The organism is Arthrobacter sp. B2I5 (assembly GCF_030816735.1).
Classification (GTDB): Bacteria; Actinomycetota; Actinomycetes; order Actinomycetales; family Micrococcaceae; genus Arthrobacter.
The window spans coordinates 2,946,129-2,964,991 of record NZ_JAUSYF010000001.1 but is presented as its reverse complement, the minus strand read 5'-3'; the positions used below and the strand labels follow the sequence as shown (position 1 = coordinate 2,964,991).

Sequence of the window (18,863 nt, the reverse complement as noted above, 5' to 3'; positions counted from 1 at the left end):
GCCGCCTTTTCCACGGTGTGACCAGTACACCGACTACCGCAACAGTTCTGCCTTGAGGAGGCACAGATCATGGGGGATCTAGCAATCGATTTCTGTGGCGAATGGTACGAGCCATCGGATGAGGACATCTTCAATATCGGCCGTGAAGGCGACCTTGAGGTGGACGACAACCCGTACCTGCACCGGCAGTTCCTGCAGGTGGCCCGCTACGACGGCATCTGGTGGCTCAGCAACGTGGGCAGCATGCTGTCCGCCACCGTGGCCGACGCCTCCGGCGGGATGCAGGCGTGGCTGTCACCCGGCGCCCGGATCCCGCTGGTCTTCAGCCACACCAACATCATCTTCACGGCCGGGCCCACCACGTACGAGTTCGCCGTCCACCTGAAGACGCCGTCCTTCCGGCAGGAAGCCCGGGAAGGCGCGTCCAGCGGTGACACCACCATCGGCCCCGTGGTCTTCACGGACGCCCAGAAAGCACTGATCGTGGCGCTCGCCGAGCCCGTGCTCCGGCGTGAAGGCACCGGCTTCAGCACCATCCCGTCCTCCGCGGCCGCCGCGAAGACCCTGGGCTGGGCACTGACCCGGTTCAACCGCAAGCTGGACAACGTCTGCGACAAGCTGGACCGGGTGGGCGTGGTGGGACTGCGCGGCGGCGGCGGCAAGCTCGCCACCAACCGCCGGGCACGCCTGGTGGAGCACGCCGTCACCACCCACCTGGTGACGCCCGATGACCTGTACCTCCTGGAGAAGATGAGGGGCGTGGACGAAGGATGAGGATCCGGCTGACACTCCGCCGCGAACCCGCCGACGCCAAGGACCTGGCCGTCACGGTGGACGGCATGGCCACCGTGGCCGACATCGCCACCGTGTTGTGGGCCGCGGACCCCGACCGCAAGGGTACGCCTGCCCCGGACAACCTCTCCCTGCGGATCGACGAAGCCTTCGTGGGTGCCGGCATCAGCGGCAACATCCTGGCACGGGAGGACAACCTCCTCGAATCCGGCCTGCGCCCCGGCTCGGTGGTGTCGCTGGCCCAGGTCAGCGGGCAGTTCCACGAACCAGGCGCCAGCCGGGGACCGGCGGCCGCAACCCTGCGCGTGCTGTCCGGGCCCGACGTCGGCCGCGAATTTTCGCTGCCCACCGGCACCAGCTACATCGGCCGGGACCGGGACGTGGACATCCGCCTCACGGATCCGCTCACCTCAAAACGGCACGCCCGCATCACGGTGGGCGACGCCATCGAAATCGTGGACACCAACTCCGCCAACGGCCTCCTGATGGACGGACTGCCCGTCACCCGCGCCACCCTGAACTCCTCCGACACGGTGACCCTGGGCGACACCACCGTCACCGTGGTGCCGCTGGGGCACAACCATGCGGCAGCACCGACGTCGCCCCTGGTGGACTTCAACCGCTCCCCGCGGGTGGTGCCCCGTTTCGAGGTCCCCAAGCGGGTCCTGCCTGCCGGGCCCAAGCGCCCCGAGGACCATCCCTTCCCGTACATCATGCTGGTGGCGCCCCTGATGATGGGCGCTGTCATTTTCGCGGTCACGCAGAACGTGCTTTCCATGGTGTTCATGCTGATGATGCCGCTGTTCATCGTGGGCCATTACGTGGACCAGAAGATGCGGACCCGGAAGCAGCAGAAGGAACAACTCAAGCAGTTCCGTGCCGCCATGGCCGCGTTCCGGCAGGACCTCACCGGGCTGCAGCAGGTGGAACGGGCGGTCCGGCTGCAGGAAGCGCCGTCCGTCAGTGACACCGTGGACGCCATCTACAAGCTGGGGCCGCTGCTGTGGACGCACCGGCCGGAGCACTCCTCATTCCTGGGCCTGCGGTTCGGGCTGGGCACCGCGCCGTCGCGCATCCCGCTGGAAGAGCCGTCCAGCAACGACACGGAAGTCCAGTACAGCCGCGAAATCCAGGACTGCATCAAGCAGTTCAGCGAGATCGAAGGCGTCCCCGTGGTCTCCCAGCTCCGCACCTCCGGAGCCTTGGGGATTGCCGGTGCCCGCGGCCTGGTGGACGACGTAGCCCGTGCCATGGTGCTGCAGCTGGTGGGACTGCATTCCCCGGCCGAGGTGGTGCTCACCGCCATTACGTCCGCCCGGTCCCGGGAGCGCTGGAACTGGCTGCAGTGGCTGCCGCACGTTGGCTCGGGCCACAGCCCGCTGGGCGGGGACCACCTGGCCGCCGGTTCCGCCGGCGGTTCCTCCCTGCTGGCCCGCCTCGAGGACCTGGTCGAGGCCCGGGAGACAGCGGCCAGGCGGACAGGCCCGGTCCTGCGCCCCGGCATCGACCCCGTGAAGCACGAACTCGAAGAGCCCGTGCTGCCGTCCCTGCTCGTCATCGTGGAAGATGACGCCCCCGTGGACCGCGGCCGGCTCACGCGGCTGGCCGAACGCGGCCCTGACTCGGGCGTGCACATCCTGTGGGTGGCCACCGACGTCCAGTCGCTCCCGGCCGCCTGCCGCGACTTCATGGTGGTGGACGGCGACCACGGCGCCACCACCGGCCAGGTCCGGCTGGGCCGCCATACGTACCCCGTCAGCTGTGAGAGCGTGGACGCCGAGCTCGCTGCCCAGCTGGCCCGGATGCTGGCACCCGTGATGGATGTGGGCAAGCCCGTCAATGACGATTCAGACCTGCCGCGCGCGGTGTCCTACGTGACCCTGATCGGTAAGGACTTCCTGGACAACCCGCAGGCGGTGGTGGAGCGCTGGACGGAAAACAATTCGCTGCACGCCACCGCCGTGGCCAACCGCAAGGACAACGGCACCCTCAGGGCCTTGGTGGGGTCCAAGGGCATCGAGCCGCTGTACCTGGACCTGAAGAACGAAGGGCCGCACGCCCTGGTGGGCGGCACCACCGGCGCCGGAAAGTCAGAGTTCCTGCAGTCCTGGGTGATGGGCATGGCTGCGGCCTACAGCCCTGACCGCGTGAGCTTCCTCTTCGTGGACTACAAGGGTGGAGCCGCATTCGCCGACTGCATCAACCTTCCGCACACCGTGGGCCTGGTCACGGACCTTTCGCCGCACCTGGTGCGCCGGGCCCTCACCTCGCTCCGCGCCGAGCTTCATTACCGCGAGCAACTGCTGAACCGGAAGAAGGCCAAGGACCTGCTGGCCCTGCAGCGGGAGGCAGACCCGGAAGCCCCGCCGTACCTGGTGATCATCGTGGACGAATTCGCCGCCCTGGCCAGCGAGGTGCCCGAGTTCGTGGACGGCGTGGTGGACGTGGCCGCCCGTGGCCGCTCCCTGGGCCTGCACCTCATCCTGGCCACCCAGCGGCCGGCCGGCGTCATCAAGGACAGCCTGCGTGCCAACACCAACCTCCGCGTGGCGCTGCGCATGGCCGACGAGGACGACGCCACAGACATCCTGGGCGTTCCGGATGCGGCCTACTTCGATCCCGCCATTCCGGGCCGCGGTGCGGCCAAGACCGGCCCCGGCCGGATCCAGGGATTCCAGACCGGCTACGCCGGCGGCTGGACCACCGACAAACCGCAGCGCCCCCAGATCGACATCGTGGAAATGGCCTTTGGTTCCGGCCCCAGCTGGGAAGCGCCGGCGCTCGAGAAGCCTGCGGCGCCGGAGCCTGCCGGCCCCAACGACATCGCCAGGATGACCTCCACCATCGTGCACGCCGCCGACACACTGGCCCTCCGGCCGCCGCGGAAGCCATGGCTGGACGAACTGGCCAAGACCTACGACTTCTCCAAACTGCCCAATCCCCGCACCGACGAACAGCTGCTGCTGGGCGTCGCTGACGATCCCGTGCACCAGGACCAGCCCACCGTGTTCTACGAACCGGACCGGGACGGCAACATGGCCATTTACGGAACAGGCGGTTCCGGCAAGTCCGCGGCCCTGCGCGGCATCGCGATTGCAGCGGCCGTCACACCGCGCGGCGGTCCGGTCCACGTCTACGGCATCGACTGCGGCTCCGCGGGACTGCGGATGCTGGAGGAACTTCCGCACGTGGGAGAGATCATCAACGGCGACGACGTCGAACGCGTGGGGCGGTTGCTGCGGCTCCTCCGGGACATCGCCGAGCTGCGTTCGGCACGGTTCGCCGAGGTGCGGGCCTCCACCATCGTCGAATACCGGAAGCTGGCCAACCGGCCGGATGAGAAGCGGATCTTCGTGCTGGTGGACGGCATGTCCGCCTTCCGCGAGGCGTATGAGCACAGCAAGCTCTCCGGGCTCTGGGACATCTTCCTGCAGCTGGCCACGGACGGCCGCACCCTGGGCATCCACCTGGTGGTGACGGGGGACCGGCCCAACGCCGTTCCCGCCTCGCTCCTCGCCTCCATCCAGCGCCGCCTGGTCCTGCGCCTCTCCTCGGAGGACGACTACATTTCCATGGACGTGCCCCGGGATGTCCTCACCGCAACGTCGCCCCCGGGCCGTGGTTTGCTGGACGGGCTTGAAGTCCAGCTGGCCGTCCTGGGCGGGAACTCGAACCTGGCCCTGCAGGCCCGTGAAGTCCACAAGCTCAGCGAAGCCATGCTGCGGCAGGGCCTGGAAACCGCCCCGGGCATCGAGCGGCTCCCCGAGCAGGTGGAGCTGGATGTCCTGCCCACCGGCAGCCCGGACCTGCCCGTGATCGGTGTGGACGACGAGTCCCTGCAACCGGCCGAAATCATGGCCCGCGGACCGCTCCTGCTGGCCGGCCCGCCCGGGGCTGGGCGCACCGTGGCACTGGTCACCCTTGCCTACGCGCTGCGCCGCTCCAACCCCGCCACCGAGCTGGTCTACCTCGGATCCCGCCGGTCCGCCGTCGCATCCCTCCCCATTTGGAACCGCGCGGTGGTGGGCCCGGACGACCTCGCCGGGGTGGTGGAGGACCTGGTGGAACACTCCACCGGAAACCCGGGAACCGTGGCCTTCTTCATCGAAGGCCTCACCGAGTTCACCGACACCATCGCCGAGTCCGGGATGGCGCAGCTGGTCACCGCGTCCCTCAAGGCAGACCAATGGGTCATCGGTGAATCCGAGTCCTCCACCTGGTCCTCCGCGTGGCAGCTTGCCCAGCCCTTCAAGTCAGGCCGCCGCGGCCTGCTGCTCAACCCAGGGGACATCGAGGGTGACAGCCTGCTCAACACCTCCCTGGGCAGGGTCAGCCCCGACTTCATACCCGGCCGCGGGTACGTGGTGGGACGGGGCAAAGCCAGGAAAATCCAGGTGGCGCTCCCGCCGGAAAACCGGGACTGAACAGCACCGATAAAGGCGGGGCCGCGTCCACCGGGATTTGCGGCCCCTTGGGGCGTTGTAGAAGACTACCGGGGAGACCAGAAAGCCGCGGCGGGGGGACTGCGCGCATCGAAAGGTAGCAATGACCCCGCCCGCACCGTTACTCCGTACTGTTTCGACGACGGCATCAGCAGCTGTCCTGGCCCTGGCCATCGGTTTCTTCCCAACCGGCCCGGCACTCGCTGCAACTCCTGAACCCTCGCCCACAGGCACCCAGACCACGGCAGAGTGCGGGCTCATTTGCGTGCCTATCCTCGCCAACAACCCGGACCCCGGCCGGCCGCGTAAATCCAAGGAGCCTGCCCAGCCGCCCGCCCAGCCGGCGCCCCCGGCGGAGCCGCCCGCCCAGCCGGTCCAGCCCCAGCCGCCGCAGGGAACCACGCCGCCGCAGGCAGACACCCCTGACCTGGCCGCGCCGGCCGCGACTGTTGAGGAAGTCCCGGACGGGTACGCCACGGAAAACGCCTCAGCCGCTGCCGGTTACCGCCCGCCCACGGGCCCCTCCAGCGGTGTGGACTGGAACAGCCCCGTCACCCGGGCTGCCGGGCCTGCCCAGATGGCTGCGGCTTCTCCCGCCCGCGCCCAGGGCCCCGACGGGCCGACGCTCCTGCCCATCGCCCTGGGGACGCTGTTGGTGGGCGTTTCAGCCGGCGCCTTTGCCTGGTGGAACCGCAACCGGAACCGGTTCCGCTCACACTGAGCCGTTTGACCGCCGTGCCAGGCGACTATCGGAGGTGTAGGGCAAGATAGGTCTGTGAGCACAGGACCAGGACCCGCAGAACAGACCGCCGCCCGGACCGAGGCACCCAACGAGCCCGAAGCCGTTCCCACCGAAGCCCTCCGCGAGGAATACGAAAACCTCGTCGACCTGGTGCGGAAGTACCGGTTTGCGTATTACCAGGAGGATTCACCCCTGGTCTCGGACGCCGAGTTCGACGCCCTCTTCCGCCGCCTCGAGGAGATTGAGGCGCTGCACCCGGAACTGGTGTCCAACGACTCGCCAACCCAGGAAGTGGGCGGCGAGGTCTCCGCCGCGTTCGCGCCCGTGGAACACCTGCAGCGGATGTACAGCCTGGAAGACGTTTTCTCGCTCGAGGAGCTGGAGGCCTGGCTCAACCGGGCCGAGGCCAGCATCGAAAGAATCGGGGACGGCAGCGCCAAGGCAGCCTGGCTGACCGAACTCAAGATCGACGGCCTGGCGGTCAACCTCCTGTACCGCGACGGCAAGCTGGTGCGGGCCGCCACCCGCGGCGACGGAACCACCGGCGAGGACATCACCCACAACCTGCTCACCATCAAGGAAATACCGCAGGAACTGCGTGGCAGCGGTTTTCCCGCCGAGATGGAGGTGCGCGGGGAGGTCTTCATCCCGTCCGAGGCGTTCGCCGAGTTCAATGAAACCCTGATCGAGGCAGGCAAGGCACCGCTGGCCAATCCCCGCAACGCTGCCGCCGGCTCCCTGCGGCAGAAGGATCCCGCCGAGACGGCCAAGCGGCCCCTGAAGATGTTCGTCCACGGCATCGGCGCCCGCGAAGGCCTTGCCGCCGGCAGCCAGTCGGAAACGTACGGGCTCCTCAAGGCGTGGGGCCTTCCGGTCAGCCCCTACTTTGAGGTGCTGGAGACCCGGGAGGACGTCCTGGGCTTCATCAAACGGTATGGGGACCAGCGCCACAAGCTGCTTCACGAAATTGACGGCATCGTGATCAAGGTGGACAGCTTCGCCACCCAGCGCGCCCTGGGCAACACCACCCGCGTTCCCCGCTGGGCCGTGGCCTACAAGTACCCGCCGGAGGAAGTCCACACCAAGCTCCTCGACATCCAGGTCAACGTTGGCCGCACCGGCCGCGTCACCCCCTTCGGCGTCATGGAACCGGTCAAGGTTGCCGGCTCCACGGTGGAAATGGCCACCCTGCACAACCAGGACGTGGTCAAGGCCAAGGGCGTCAAGATCGGCGACATCGTGATCCTGCGGAAAGCAGGCGACGTCATTCCCGAGATCGTGGGCCCGGTCCTGTCCCTCCGGGACCAGCAGGACCCGCCGGTGCGGGACTTTGTCATGCCTACCGAATGCCCCTCCTGCGGGACTCCGCTGGCACCGGCAAAGGAGGGGGACGTGGACGTCCGCTGTCCCAATTCCAGGTCCTGCCCGTCCCAGCTTCGCGAACGGGTCTTCCACGTTGCAGGCCGGGGCGCCTTCGATATCGAGGCCCTGGGCTGGGAAGCGGCCATTGCGCTGACCCAGCCGGCCGAACCCGAAGTCCCTCCTCTGACCTCCGAAGCCGGGCTGTTCGACCTCACCCCCGAGGACCTGGCCGGCGTCAGGATCCGCCGGGAGAAGAAAACCAAAGGCGTTCCCACCGGTGAGTACGAGCTGGTGCCGTACTTCTTCAGCAAGGGCACGGCCAAGTCGCCGTCCAAGCCCACCGCCACCACACAGAAACTGTTCCAGGAGCTCGAAAAAGCCAAGACCCAGCCGCTGTGGCGGGTGCTGGTGGCCCTGTCCATCCGGCACGTGGGCCCCCGCGCATCACGGGCCCTGGCGCAGGCATTCGGCTCCATGGACCGCATCCGGGCAGCGTCGGAGGAGGAACTGGCCCACGTGGACGGGGTGGGCCCCACCATCGCCGCGGCACTGAAGGAATGGTTCGCCGAGGACTGGCACCTTGACATCATTGACCGCTGGGCAGCCGCCGGGGTACGCATGGAGGACGAACGGGACGAGTCCATGCCGCGCACCCTCGAAGGGCTGACCGTGGTGGTCACCGGTTCCCTGCCCAACTTCAGCCGCGACGAGGCCAAGGAGGCCATCCTGCAGCGCGGCGGCAAGGCCGCGGGCTCCGTCTCGAAAAACACCAGCTACGTGGTGGCCGGCGAGAGCGCCGGCAGCAAACTGGACAAAGCCGAGCAGCTGGGGATTCCGGTGCTGGACGAGGACGGGTTCCGGCGATTGCTCGACGGCGGCCCGGCAGCCCTGGAGGATGCGGCAGCGTCCGGCGCGGCACCTGGTGGCGGCGAGGCTGCACCGGACGCAGACGATAACGAAGAGGCGGCCGTACCGGCCTTTGCAGGGGAAGACACAGTGGAGGAGAACGCATGACGTCCGCTTCGGAACTGCTGGAAGTCGCCAAACAGGCAGCCGCTGCCGGTGCCAGGGTCCTTTCCGGCCGGGACGGCAACGCGCTGGACGCCAGCAACAAGGGGGCGGCCGGGGACTGGGTCACCACCTTTGACCTTGCCGCCGAGAACGCGGTGCGGGACGTCATCGCCGCTGCCCGCCCGGGAGACAGCATCACCGGGGAGGAACAGGGCAGCACCCGCCCCGCGAATCCCAGCGGCTACCGCTGGTCCATCGACCCGCTGGACGGCACCACCAACTTCATCCGCAATATCGTCTACTACGCCACCTCCGTGGCAGTCGCCGATGCCGACGGCGCCTGGCTGGCCGGCGTCGTCAACGCTCCTGCGCTGGGCCGCATCTACTACGCTGCCCGCGGCCAGGGTGCCTGGCTGGAGGAGCGCGGCACGGTCACCAGGCTCGAGGGCCCCGTCTCCGGCCGGACCGGGCAGATCCTGGCCACCGGTTTCAGCTACGAGCCCGGGATCCGTTCGCAGCAGGCTGCCGCCTTCGCCACCTTGATGGATGGGTTCGCCGACGTCCGCCGGCTTGGCTCCGCGGCCCTGGACCTGTGCATGGTGGCTGACGGAACGCATGACGCATACGGCGAGCGGGGCCTGAACGAGCACGACTTTTCGGCCGGGGCACTCATCGCGGAGGAAGCCGGGTGCTGGGTCCGCAGGCCGCGTCTGACCAGCCCCCTTGACGGCGGCCCCACCGATGATGAGCGACTGGACGCCTGGACGTGCGCCGCCAGCCTGGAGCTGTCCGGCAAGTTTCCGCTGTAGGTGCCTTTCCCGTCGCCGTCGTTCCCCACTGGCGCGGCGAAGCATCACCCCACGGCCGGTACTGATAGTTCGATCACGGAAAGCACGTTTCCGCCGGAACCGGGGCCGCCCCGCCACTACCATTGATGGGTGCAGCAGCCGTTAACCATCCGTCCCGCAGTCGAAGCCGATTTCCCCGCCGTGGCCCGCATCACCGGCGACTCGTACTTGTCGGCAGGCTATTTCGACGACCCCGCCCACCCCTACATGGTCAAGATCATGGACGTTGCTGCACGCGCCCGGCAGGCCACCATCTGGGTGGCTGAACGGCAAGGAACGGTCATCGGCTCCGTCACCCTGGCGCTGGCGGGGGAACCCTACGCGGACATCGCGCTGCAGGACGAGCTGGAATTCCGCATGCTGGTGGTGGACCCTGCCGTCCAGCGCAGCGGCGCCGGCAAGGCCATGGTGGAAGCCATCCTGGGCCACGCCAAGACCCTCCCCGGCATCCGTGGAGTGTCCCTCACCACCGGCAAAGCCTGGGAAAGCGCCCACGGCCTGTACCGCAAGACCGGCTTCGAGCGCGTGCCCGAACGGGACTGGTTCGTCCCCGGAACCGACACAAAACTGCTGGTTTACCGGCGCGACCTGTAGCAGCCCTACAGTGGTGGCGACCCATTCCAGCTTTGAAAGGCCACCCATGCGCAAAACCTTCGGCAGCGGATCTGTCTGGGAACAGACCCTCGGATATTCCCGTGCCGTCCAGGTGGACAACACCCTCTACATCTCCGCCACCGCGGCCAGCGGGGACGACGGAATCGTCGGGGACGACTTCTACACCCAGACCCAGTACATCCTGCAGAAACTCGGCAAGGTCCTGGCCGACGCCGGCTTCGCCTACGAGGACGTGGTGCAGTCCAAGCTGTACCTGACGGACATCAGCAAATGGGAAGAGGCCGGCCGGGCGCACGGCGAGGTGTTCGGGGAGATCCGCCCCACCCTCTCCCTGGTCCACGTCCTGCCGTTCCTGGACCCGAAGATGCTGGTCGAGATCGAACTGGTGGCCCAGAAAGCTGCATGACGCGATCCACGCATCCTCCGCGTGCTCGCTCGTTCCTCCCCGCCGCCTCCCTGGCCTCGCAAGCTCGGCCAGGGAACCCTGGCGGCGTGGGCCCAGCTTAGACGCACGCTTCCGGATGCCCGGATCACGTGCCTCAAGCCTGTCCTACCGCGCCGGCAGGCCGTACCTGTGTTCCGGCCTGCCGGTGGTTCCGTAGCGGAGCTGGATGTCCACCGCGCCGTCGTCGGCCAGGGAGGACAGGTACCGCTGGGCGGTGGCCCGGGAGACGCCCACCCGGGAGGCCACTTCAGCGGCGGAGTACTGCTCACCGGGAACCAGGGATTCCAGCACCGCAGCTTCGGTTGCCGAGCGGGGTTTCGACGACGGCGTAACATCGCCCGGAATCAGTGAACGTTTGGCACGTTCCACCGCCTCCTGGTCCAGTGCCCCCGGCTGGCCCAAGAGGCGCCGGTACCGGGCATAGGAGCGCAGCTGCTGGGACAGTGACTCCGCGGTGAAGGGCTTGAGCAAGTACCCCAGGGCGCCGCGGCGGAACGCCACGCGGAGGGATGCGGCATCGGAGGCGGCGCTGAGGATGATGGTGTCCACATCCAGCTGCTGCAGCAGGTCCAGGCCGGAAGCGTCCGGCAGGTAGACATCCAGCAGCACCAGGTCGGGCCGCAGGCTGTGGATGGCCTGCAGTGCCAACGACGCCGTACCCACCGGCGCCAGGGCCATGAACCCTGCCACCGAGTCAACATAGGTTGCATGGAGCTTGGCCACGTGGAAGTCATCATCCACGATCAGGACCCGAAAATCGTCAGCCATTCTCATCCTTTCCGGCTGCCCCCGGGCTGGCGGCGGCAGGTTTTCCCGCCGTCGTATGCGGAAGGGTGGCCATGAACACGGCACCCGGCCCGCCCTTGGTTCCGCGCTCCAGTACCTTCACGTCCCCGCCGCGGCGCCGTGCCAGCTGGCGCGCCAGGGCCAGTCCGAAGCCCTGCCCGCCGCCTGCCCGGACGGGGCCGGAAGCGGTGGTGAAACCTTCGGCAAACACGCCCTCCGCGTCCGTGCCCTCTGCCAGCCCGTCGCCGGAGTCCGCCACCACGATATGCAGCGTGCCGCCGTCGTCTGCCGGCTCATCCAGCACCTCAAGCTCAACCCAGCGGTCCGTCGATGACCCCGCCACGGCGGCGTTGACGGCGTTGTCGATCAAATTGCCCAGCACCGTGGTGACATCCTGGGCCTCCGTGACCTGCCCCCGGACAAGGGTCTCTGGGCCGATGCGGAGGGCGACGCCGCGCTCGTCCGCCTCCACGCCCTTGGCGCCAACGAAGGCCTGAAGGTACGGGTCCTGCAGCAGTTCGGCCTGGTCCACCGGGAACTTCAGCGGACCGGTGGCGGCCAGCCGCGCGAGGTAGTCGCGCGCGTCCTGGTGCTGGCCGATGCCCAGGAAGCCCGCCAGCGTGTGCAGCTGGTTGGCGAACTCATGCCGCTGGGCCCGCAGCGCCGTGGACATGGTGCCGACGGCGTCCAGCTGGCGGGTCAGCTGCTGCAGCTCGGTGCGGTCCCGCAGCATGATGACCCAGCCCAGGTCCTCGCGCCGGTGCAGCGCCTTGCGGGCGTTCGCCACCAGGACGCGGCCGCCGGCGACCAGCTCCAGTGCATCCACGGGGGAGCCTGCCGTACCGGGGACATCAGAGCCCGGGCGGGTCAACGCTTTAAGCTGCTCCGGAACCGGCGCTTCCTCCCACCGCGTGCCGGCCAGGTCGGGCAACTCCAGCAGGCGCTGGGCGGCGGCGTTGAAGACGCTGACCCGGCCGTCGGCACTGACGCCGATGACGCCGTCGTCCACGCCCTGCAGCACCGCCACCTGGTCATGGACCAGCGTGCTGATCTCTTCCGGCTCCAGGCCCAGGGTGAGCCGCTGCAGGCGGCGGCGCAACAGGAAGGACCCCAGGATCCCGGCCAGCAGGGCACCCGCCGCCGTCAACGCCACCGGTCCGATGTCGCGGGCCACGCTTTGGGCCACGGTCTCCATGGAGTAGCCCACGCTCACCTCGCCCACCACCGTGGCGGTACCTGGGGCATATACGGGAACCTTGGCGCCGGCGGAGGGACCCAGGGTGCCGGTGTTCCGGGTGGTGATTTCCTGCCCGGACAGTGCCTCGGACGGATCGGTGCTCACCTTCTCACCCAGCCGCTGCGGATCCGGATGCGCCAGCCGGATCCCGGTTTCGTCGGTGATGACCACGAAGAGGGCGCCGGTCCGGGTCCGCGCTGCCTCGGCGGAAGACTGGAGCGGCCCGGCCAGCAGTTGGGCGGGCGGGGGAGTGCCGGGCTGTTCGCTGATGGCCAGGACGTTGGCCCTGACCTCCGGATCGGAGGCAACGGTGCGGGCCAGCGTGAGTGCCTGGTTTTCGGCTTCGCTGCCGACCCGGTCGTATGTAAGCCACGCGTGCACGGCGGCGCTGAGCAACACAACGAGCAGCACCACCGCCAGCTGCAGCAGCAGCGTCTGGGTGGAAAACCGCAGCGGCGGCGGGGGCGCGGAACGCTGCATTGATCTCCTTGACGGGTATGGGCGGTGCTGTTGAAATGCTCGGCTTCAGCGCGAAAGCGCTGTGAGCACAATGAGCAAAATGCTCCCAATAAGCAGTATGCCAATCAATTGAGCCAAAGGCACTGCCGTGACGGACGCCACCCTACAGTCTGTAGCACGCATCACAACGCTGTGGTGCCGTTCACAAGAAGGAGCCGGCTGTGCTGGTAATACTTGGATTCGCCATGATCGCGGTATTCATGGTGCTGATCATGACGAAGAAGTTGACGCCAGTGCTGGCGTTGATCATTGTCCCTACTGTTTTTGGCCTTTTCGCCGGCGCCGGCCTCGGCATCGGCGACATGGTCATGGACTCCATGAAGTCCATGACCTCCACCGCGGCGCTGCTGATGTTCGCCATCATCTACTTCGGCCTGATGATCGACGTCGGGCTCTTTGACCCGCTGGTGAAGTTCATCCTCCGCAAGCTGGGCAACGACCCCGCCAAGGTTGTCCTGGGCACCGCCATCCTGGCGGCCGCCGTGTCGCTGGATGGCGACGGGTCCACCACGTTCATCCTCACCACCGCCGCCATGCTGCCGGTCTACCTGCGCCTCAAGATGAGCCCGGTGGTCCTCACCTGCGTGGCCGGCCTGGCCAACGGCACCATGAACATCCTCCCGTGGGGCGGCCCCACCGCCCGCGCCGCCACAGCCCTGAAGATCGACGTCAACGACGTCTTCGTCCCCATGATCCCGTCCCTGGTGGCCGGCCTGGTGGTCGTCTTCGCCTTCGCCTGGCTGCTGGGCCTGCAGGAGCGCAACCGCCTCCGTGCCACCGCACCCGAGATCTGGAGCGTCCCGGACACTGCCGAGCAGTTCGATGGAACGTCCGACGGCGGCACCCCCGCAGCTGCCTCCGGCACCGGCCGTGGGCGCAAGGGCGGCAACCCCGGCGGCGCAGCCCCCGCCGGTGGATCCGTGGCTGTCCTGGAGCGCACCGAAACCCTGGTGGACGATCACGACTCCGCCATGGCCGACACGGCGCTGGACCCCAACCGCAGCACCCTCCGCCCCAAGCTGTTCTGGTTCAACCTGGCCCTGACCGTCGCCGTCATGGTGGTCCTCGTGGCCAACATCATCCCGCTGCCGTTCGTGTTCATGGTGGGCGCCGCCATCGCCCTGCTGGTCAACTTCCCCAAGGTCAAGGACCAGGGCGCCCAGCTGATCGCCCACGCACCGTCCATCGTTGCCGTGGTCAGCATGGTCATGGCCGCCGCCGTCCTCACCGGTGTCCTCAAGGGCACGGGCATGGTGGAAGCAATGTCCGCATGGCTGGTCCAGATCATCCCGTCCTCGATGGGCCCGTTCATGGCCGTGATTACGGGCATCCTGAGCATCCCCATGACGTTCTTCATGAGCAATGACGCGTTCTACTTCGGTGTCCTGCCCGTGCTGAGCGAGACCGCCGCACACTACGGGGTTGGCGCTGCCGACATGGCCCGTGCCTCCATCACCGGCCAGCCGTTCCACCTGCAGAGCCCGCTGGTTCCTGCCATCCTGCTGCTGGTTTCGCTGGCCAAGGTGGACCTCGGCGACCACCACAAGAAGGTCCTGTGGCGCACCGCGGTCATCTCCCTGGTAATGCTTGGCGTCGGACTGCTGACTGGAGCCATTGGAATCGGTTAGTCTTTAGCTGCCCGCGCTCCTGTCCCTGAGGCAGGACCGGGTCTCGAAGGTGCCCGTCTGACGCCCGCTGGGGGCCGTCAGACGGGCATCTTCGTTTCCGCACTAGACTGGATCGGAAAACAATTACGAACTTTGCAGGGGAGATCCATGGCTGCGATCAACCGTGACGACGTCGCGCATCTCGCGCGGCTCGCTCACATCGAGATGAGTGCCGAAGAGCTGGACAGGATGGCCGGCGAGCTGGCCGTCATCGTCGATTCGGTCAAGTCCGTCAGCGAGGCCGCCGGGGATGACGTCCCGGCCACCTCCCACCCCATTCCGCTCACCAACGTCTTCCGCGAGGACGTTGTGGGGCACACCTTCACGGCGGAACAGGCCCTCTCCGGCGCTCCGGACTCCGATGACAACCGTTTCAAGGTCCCGGCCATCCTGGATGAGGCATAACCATGACTGAAAACAACACCACCGGCACCAGCGCCGAGACCCTGATCCGCCTGTCCGCCGCGGAGCTGGCCGGGAAGCTCGCCGCCGGCGAGGTCACCGCCGTCGAAGTCACCCAGGCCTACCTGGACCGCATCGCCGCCGTGGACGGCCTGGTCAACGCGTACCTGCACGTCAACGCGGAGGAAGCACTCGCCGTCGCCGCCGAGGTGGACGCCATCCGCGCCGCCGGCGGTGCTGAGGCGGAGGCCCTGCACGTGCTTGCCGGCGTCCCCATCGCCGTCAAGGACCTCATCGTCACCGTCGGCCAGCCCACCACCGCGGGCTCGAAAATCCTCGAAGGCTGGCACAGCCCGTACGACGCCACCGTGGTGGAGCGCCTGCGCGCCGCGAAGATGCCCATCCTGGGCAAGACCAACCTCGACGAATTCGCCATGGGCTCCTCCACCGAGCACTCGGCCTACGGCCCCACCCGCAACCCATGGGACCTGGACCGGATTCCGGGCGGCTCCGGCGGTGGCTCAGCTGCGGCCGTTGCCGCCTTCGAAGCACCCCTCGCCCTGGGGACGGACACCGGCGGCTCCATCCGCCAGCCCGGCGCTGTCACGGGAACCGTTGGCGTAAAGCCCACCTACGGCAGCGTCTCCCGCTACGGCGCCATCGCCATGGCCTCCTCGCTGGACCAGATCGGCCCGGTTACCCGCACCGTCCTGGACTCCGCCCTGCTGCACCAGCTCATCGGCGGCCACGATCCCCGTGACTCCACCTCCTTGCCGGACCCTCTCGCTGACCTCGTCGCCGCCGCAAAGACCGGCAACGTCGAGGGCCTGCGCATCGGCATCATCAAGGAACTGCACGGCGAGGGCTACCAGGCCGGCGTCGAAAACCGCTTCCATGACGCCCTGGAGCTCCTCAAGGAAGCCGGCGCGGAGATCGTGGAGGTCTCCTGCCCCAACTTCCAGTACGCCCTGGGTGCCTACTACCTGATCATGCCGTCCGAGGCCTCCTCCAACCTGGCCAAGTTCGACGGCGTCCGGTACGGGCTGCGCGTCCTCCCCGAGGACGGCCCCATGACCATCGAACGCGTCATGGGTGCCACCCGTGCCGCCGGCTTCGGCGACGAAGTCAAGCGCCGCATCATCCTGGGCACCTACGCCCTGTCCGCCGGCTACTACGACGCCTACTACGGCTCCGCCCAGAAGGTGCGCACCCTGGTCCAGCGGGACTTCGACGCCGCCTTTGAACAGGCCGACGTCCTGATCTCGCCCACCGCCCCCACCACGGCTTTCCCGCTGGGCGAAAAACTGGACGATCCGCTGGCCATGTACCTGAACGACGTCGCCACCATCCCCGCCAACCTGGCGGGTGTTCCCGGCCTGTCGCTGCCCGGTGGCCTGGCCGACGAGGACGGACTGCCCGTCGGCATCCAGCTGCTGGCCCCCGCCCGCGAGGACGCCCGCCTCTACCGGGTGGGTGCGGTCCTGGAATCGCTGCTCGAAGCCAAGTGGGGCGGCCCGCTGCTGGCCCAGGCTCCCGACCTCGCCGCAGCCGTCACCCTCGAAACCCAGGAGGCAAAATAATGAACACCGAGGCAATCCTGAGCTTCGACGAGGCCATGGAGAAGTACGACCCCGTCCTGGGCTTCGAGGTCCACGTGGAGCTCAACACCAAGACCAAAATGTTCTCCTCGGCCCCCAACGTCTTCGGTGACGAGCCCAACACCAACGTCAACGAGGTGGACCTGGGCATGCCGGGCGTCCTGCCCGTGGTCAACAAGACGGCGGTGGAGTCCTCCATCAAGATCGGCCTGGCGCTGAACTGCAAGATCGCCGAATCCTGCCGGTTCGCCCGGAAGAACTACTTCTACCCGGACACCCCCAAGAACTTCCAGACCTCCCAGTACGACGAGCCCATCGCGTACGACGGCTACTTGGACGTCGAACTCGAGGACGGCACCGTGTTCCGCGTGGAGATCGAGCGCGCGCACATGGAGGAGGACGCCGGAAAGCTCACCCACATGGGCGGCGCCACCGGCCGCATCCACGGCGCCGACTTCTCCCTTGTGGACTACAACCGCGCCGGGGTTCCGCTGGTGGAAATTGTCACCAAGCCCATCGAGGGTGCCGGTTCCCGCGCCCCGGAACTGGCCAAGGCGTACGTGGCCGCCATCCGGGAGATCGTCAAGAACCTGGGTGTCTCCGATGCCCGCATGGAACGCGGCAACGTGCGGTGCGATGCCAACGTCTCGCTCCGCCCGCACGGGCGCGAACGGTTCGGCATCCGGTCCGAAACCAAGAACGTGAACTCGCTGCGCGCCGTCGAACATGCCGTCCGCTACGAAATCCAGCGCCACGCCGCCGTCCTGGACTCCGGCAGCCCCGTGGTCCAGGAGACCCGGCACTGGCACGAGGACACCCGCACCACCACCTCGGGCCGGCCGAAGTCCGACGCGGACGACTACCGCTACTTCCCGGAACCGGACCTGGTCCCCGTGGTTGCCTCCCGCGAGTGGGTGGAGGAACTGCGCGCCACGCTGCCTGAACCCCCGGCCGAGCGCCGCAAGCGGCTCAAGGCGGACTGGGGCTACTCCGACCTGGAATTCCGCGATGTGGTGAACGCCGGCGTCCTGGACGAGATCGAGGAAACCATTGCGGCCGGCGCCTCGGCGTCCGTGGCCCGCAAGTGGTGGATGGGCGAGATCGTGGGCCGCGCCAAGGCCGCCGACGTCGACCCCGGCCAGTTGGGCGTCCAGCCCGCCACCATCGTGGAGCTCAGCCGCATGGTGGAGGCCGGCAAGATCAACAACAAGATGGCCACACAGGTGCTGGACGGTGTGCTCGCCGGTGAAGGCACCCCCGAAGAGGTTGTCGAGAAGCGCGGCCTCGCCGTGGTGTCCGACGACGGGCCCCTCCTGGAAGCGATCGACGCCGCACTTGCCGCGCAGCCCGACGTCGCGGAGAAGATCCGCGGCGGCAAGGTCCAGGCCATCGGTGCCATCGTGGGCGGGGTCATGAAGGCCACCCGTGGGCAGGCTGACGCGGCCCGCGTCCGCGAACTGATCCTGGAGAAGCTGGGCGTCACCGTCTAGCCTTTCCCACCCAACTGGGTAGCACCAGGTGTCGTTTTGAGCACTCATAACGACACCTGGCGCTACCCAGTTTTTGCTTTAAGTACTCAAGTCTGTGTACCGCAAAAGTACTTATGTTCAGCAACGGAGTGCGGTCCTAGACTGATGCGCAGGATGCGGCTTTGGACAATGACCTGGCCTCGCCGGAGCTGTGGGAGGAGACAGACATGTTTGTGGGGGACACACTGAAAATGCGCAAGGCAGCGCTCGCCGGGGCAGTGGCCCTGGCCTTGACGGGCACGGGAACTGCCCTGGCCTGGTCTGCCACAGGCACGCCCACGCCGTCGCCATCCCAGTCGGCAACCGGCCAGGAGAAGGCACCCGGGAAGGCCACGGCACCCGGCCAGCAGGACAAACAGGACAAGAAGGCCCAGCGACCACAGCCGCTCCATGGCGAGGGCGTGGTCAAGAACCCCGACGGAACCTTCCAGACCAAGCTGGAACAGCGCGGAACGGTGGAGTCGGTCAGCGATTCGGCCATCACCATCAAGAGCGAGGACGGGTTCTCCCAGACCTACACGGTGAACGGCGATACAAAGATCACCGTTATATCTGCCCCGGCCGCGGATGGTTCAGGGACAAATGGTTCGGGGACAAATGGCCCAAATGCTACAGGCGACGACGGCAAGCGGCTTAAGCCGGCGGACGGAACCATCGCGGACATCGCCGTGGGGGACACCGTACGCATCTCGGGCGTGAAGGATGGGGACAAGGCCACCGCCGGGCGGGTTGTGAAGGGCGCCGGTGACGGGCCGGGCCTTGGATTGGGACGGGGCTTGGGACGCGGCCATGGCCTGGGACACAAGATGGGCCAGGGCAACCACCAGGACGACGACGGGGCGTAAGGCCTGCATCCACGTCCGGTCCG

At 67.8% G+C, this 18,863-nt stretch carries 14 protein-coding genes; 12 read left to right on the top strand and 2 right to left on the bottom strand.

The genetic code is table 11. The features are described 5' to 3' along the window. Nucleotides 1-69 precede the first annotated feature (69 nt). The 7 genes from QFZ60_RS13920 to QFZ60_RS13890 all read left to right on the top strand — a co-directional run bounded on the left by QFZ60_RS13920 (nucleotide 70) and on the right by QFZ60_RS13890 (nucleotide 10,218). Nucleotides 70-774, top strand: coding sequence for a hypothetical protein (locus tag QFZ60_RS13920; protein WP_142120869.1), 705 nt, complete (start codon nucleotides 70-72; stop codon nucleotides 772-774). Beyond that, nucleotides 771-5,216 carry an FtsK/SpoIIIE domain-containing protein gene (locus QFZ60_RS13915; protein ID WP_307091148.1) on the top strand — a complete coding sequence of 1,482 codons (4,446 nt, stop codon included), beginning with the start codon at nucleotides 771-773 and terminating at the stop codon, nucleotides 5,214-5,216. Before QFZ60_RS13920 ends, QFZ60_RS13915 begins: the two co-directional genes overlap by 4 nt. Before the next feature lie 121 nt (nucleotides 5,217-5,337). Beyond that, nucleotides 5,338-5,955, top strand: coding sequence for a hypothetical protein (locus QFZ60_RS13910; protein WP_307091146.1), 618 nt, complete (start codon nucleotides 5,338-5,340; stop codon nucleotides 5,953-5,955). Between the two features lie 54 nt (nucleotides 5,956-6,009). Beyond that, complete coding sequence (gene ligA, locus QFZ60_RS13905) at nucleotides 6,010-8,352, top strand: NAD-dependent DNA ligase LigA (protein WP_307091145.1); 2,343 nt, start codon at nucleotides 6,010-6,012, stop codon at nucleotides 8,350-8,352. After that, entirely contained in the window at nucleotides 8,349-9,158 is an 810-nt protein-coding gene (locus QFZ60_RS13900) for an inositol monophosphatase family protein (protein WP_307091144.1), read from the top strand. Before ligA ends, QFZ60_RS13900 begins: the two co-directional genes overlap by 4 nt. 129 nt (nucleotides 9,159-9,287) lie before the next feature. Beyond that, nucleotides 9,288-9,791: a GNAT family N-acetyltransferase gene (locus tag QFZ60_RS13895; RefSeq protein ID WP_307091142.1), complete on the top strand. Its 504-nt coding sequence runs from the start codon at nucleotides 9,288-9,290 to the stop codon at nucleotides 9,789-9,791. A 46-nt stretch (nucleotides 9,792-9,837) separates the two neighbouring features. Further along, complete coding sequence (locus QFZ60_RS13890) at nucleotides 9,838-10,218, top strand: RidA family protein (RefSeq protein ID WP_307091141.1); 381 nt, start codon at nucleotides 9,838-9,840, stop codon at nucleotides 10,216-10,218. A gap of 144 nt (nucleotides 10,219-10,362) precedes the next feature. Here QFZ60_RS13890 and QFZ60_RS13885 read toward each other — a convergent pair whose 3' ends face one another. Further along, complete coding sequence (locus QFZ60_RS13885) at nucleotides 10,363-11,025, bottom strand: response regulator (protein ID WP_307091140.1); 663 nt, start codon at nucleotides 11,023-11,025, stop codon at nucleotides 10,363-10,365. Beyond that, the gene (locus tag QFZ60_RS13880; RefSeq protein WP_307091139.1) at nucleotides 11,018-12,760 is read right to left on the bottom strand and encodes a sensor histidine kinase; all 1,743 of its coding nucleotides are present in this window, start codon (nucleotides 12,758-12,760) and stop codon (nucleotides 11,018-11,020) included. Before QFZ60_RS13880 ends, QFZ60_RS13885 begins: the two co-directional genes overlap by 8 nt. Nucleotides 12,761-12,960: 200 nt before the next feature. Here QFZ60_RS13880 and QFZ60_RS13875 point away from each other — a divergent pair, with 200 nt between their 5' ends. The 5 genes from QFZ60_RS13875 (at nucleotide 12,961) to QFZ60_RS13855 (ending at nucleotide 18,840) form a co-directional block, all read left to right on the top strand. Then, nucleotides 12,961-14,427, top strand: coding sequence for a CitMHS family transporter (locus QFZ60_RS13875; RefSeq protein WP_307091137.1), 1,467 nt, complete (start codon nucleotides 12,961-12,963; stop codon nucleotides 14,425-14,427). 147 nt (nucleotides 14,428-14,574) lie between these two features. Further along, nucleotides 14,575-14,871: an Asp-tRNA(Asn)/Glu-tRNA(Gln) amidotransferase subunit GatC gene (gene gatC, locus QFZ60_RS13870; RefSeq protein WP_043455998.1), complete on the top strand. Its 297-nt coding sequence runs from the start codon at nucleotides 14,575-14,577 to the stop codon at nucleotides 14,869-14,871. Between the two features lie 2 nt (nucleotides 14,872-14,873). Next, nucleotides 14,874-16,448 (top strand): Asp-tRNA(Asn)/Glu-tRNA(Gln) amidotransferase subunit GatA, encoded by a 1,575-nt coding sequence (gatA, locus tag QFZ60_RS13865; protein ID WP_307091136.1) that lies wholly within the window; start codon nucleotides 14,874-14,876, stop codon nucleotides 16,446-16,448. Continuing rightward, a complete protein-coding gene (gene gatB / locus QFZ60_RS13860; RefSeq protein WP_307091134.1) occupies nucleotides 16,448-17,956 on the top strand; it encodes an Asp-tRNA(Asn)/Glu-tRNA(Gln) amidotransferase subunit GatB in 1,509 nt (502 codons plus the stop codon). The genes gatA and gatB overlap by 1 nt, the downstream gene beginning before the upstream one ends. A 161-nt stretch (nucleotides 17,957-18,117) precedes the next feature. Further along, nucleotides 18,118-18,840, top strand: a complete 723-nt coding sequence (locus tag QFZ60_RS13855) for a hypothetical protein (protein ID WP_307091132.1) — start codon at nucleotides 18,118-18,120, stop codon at nucleotides 18,838-18,840. Nucleotides 18,841-18,863: the final 23 nt, after the last annotated feature.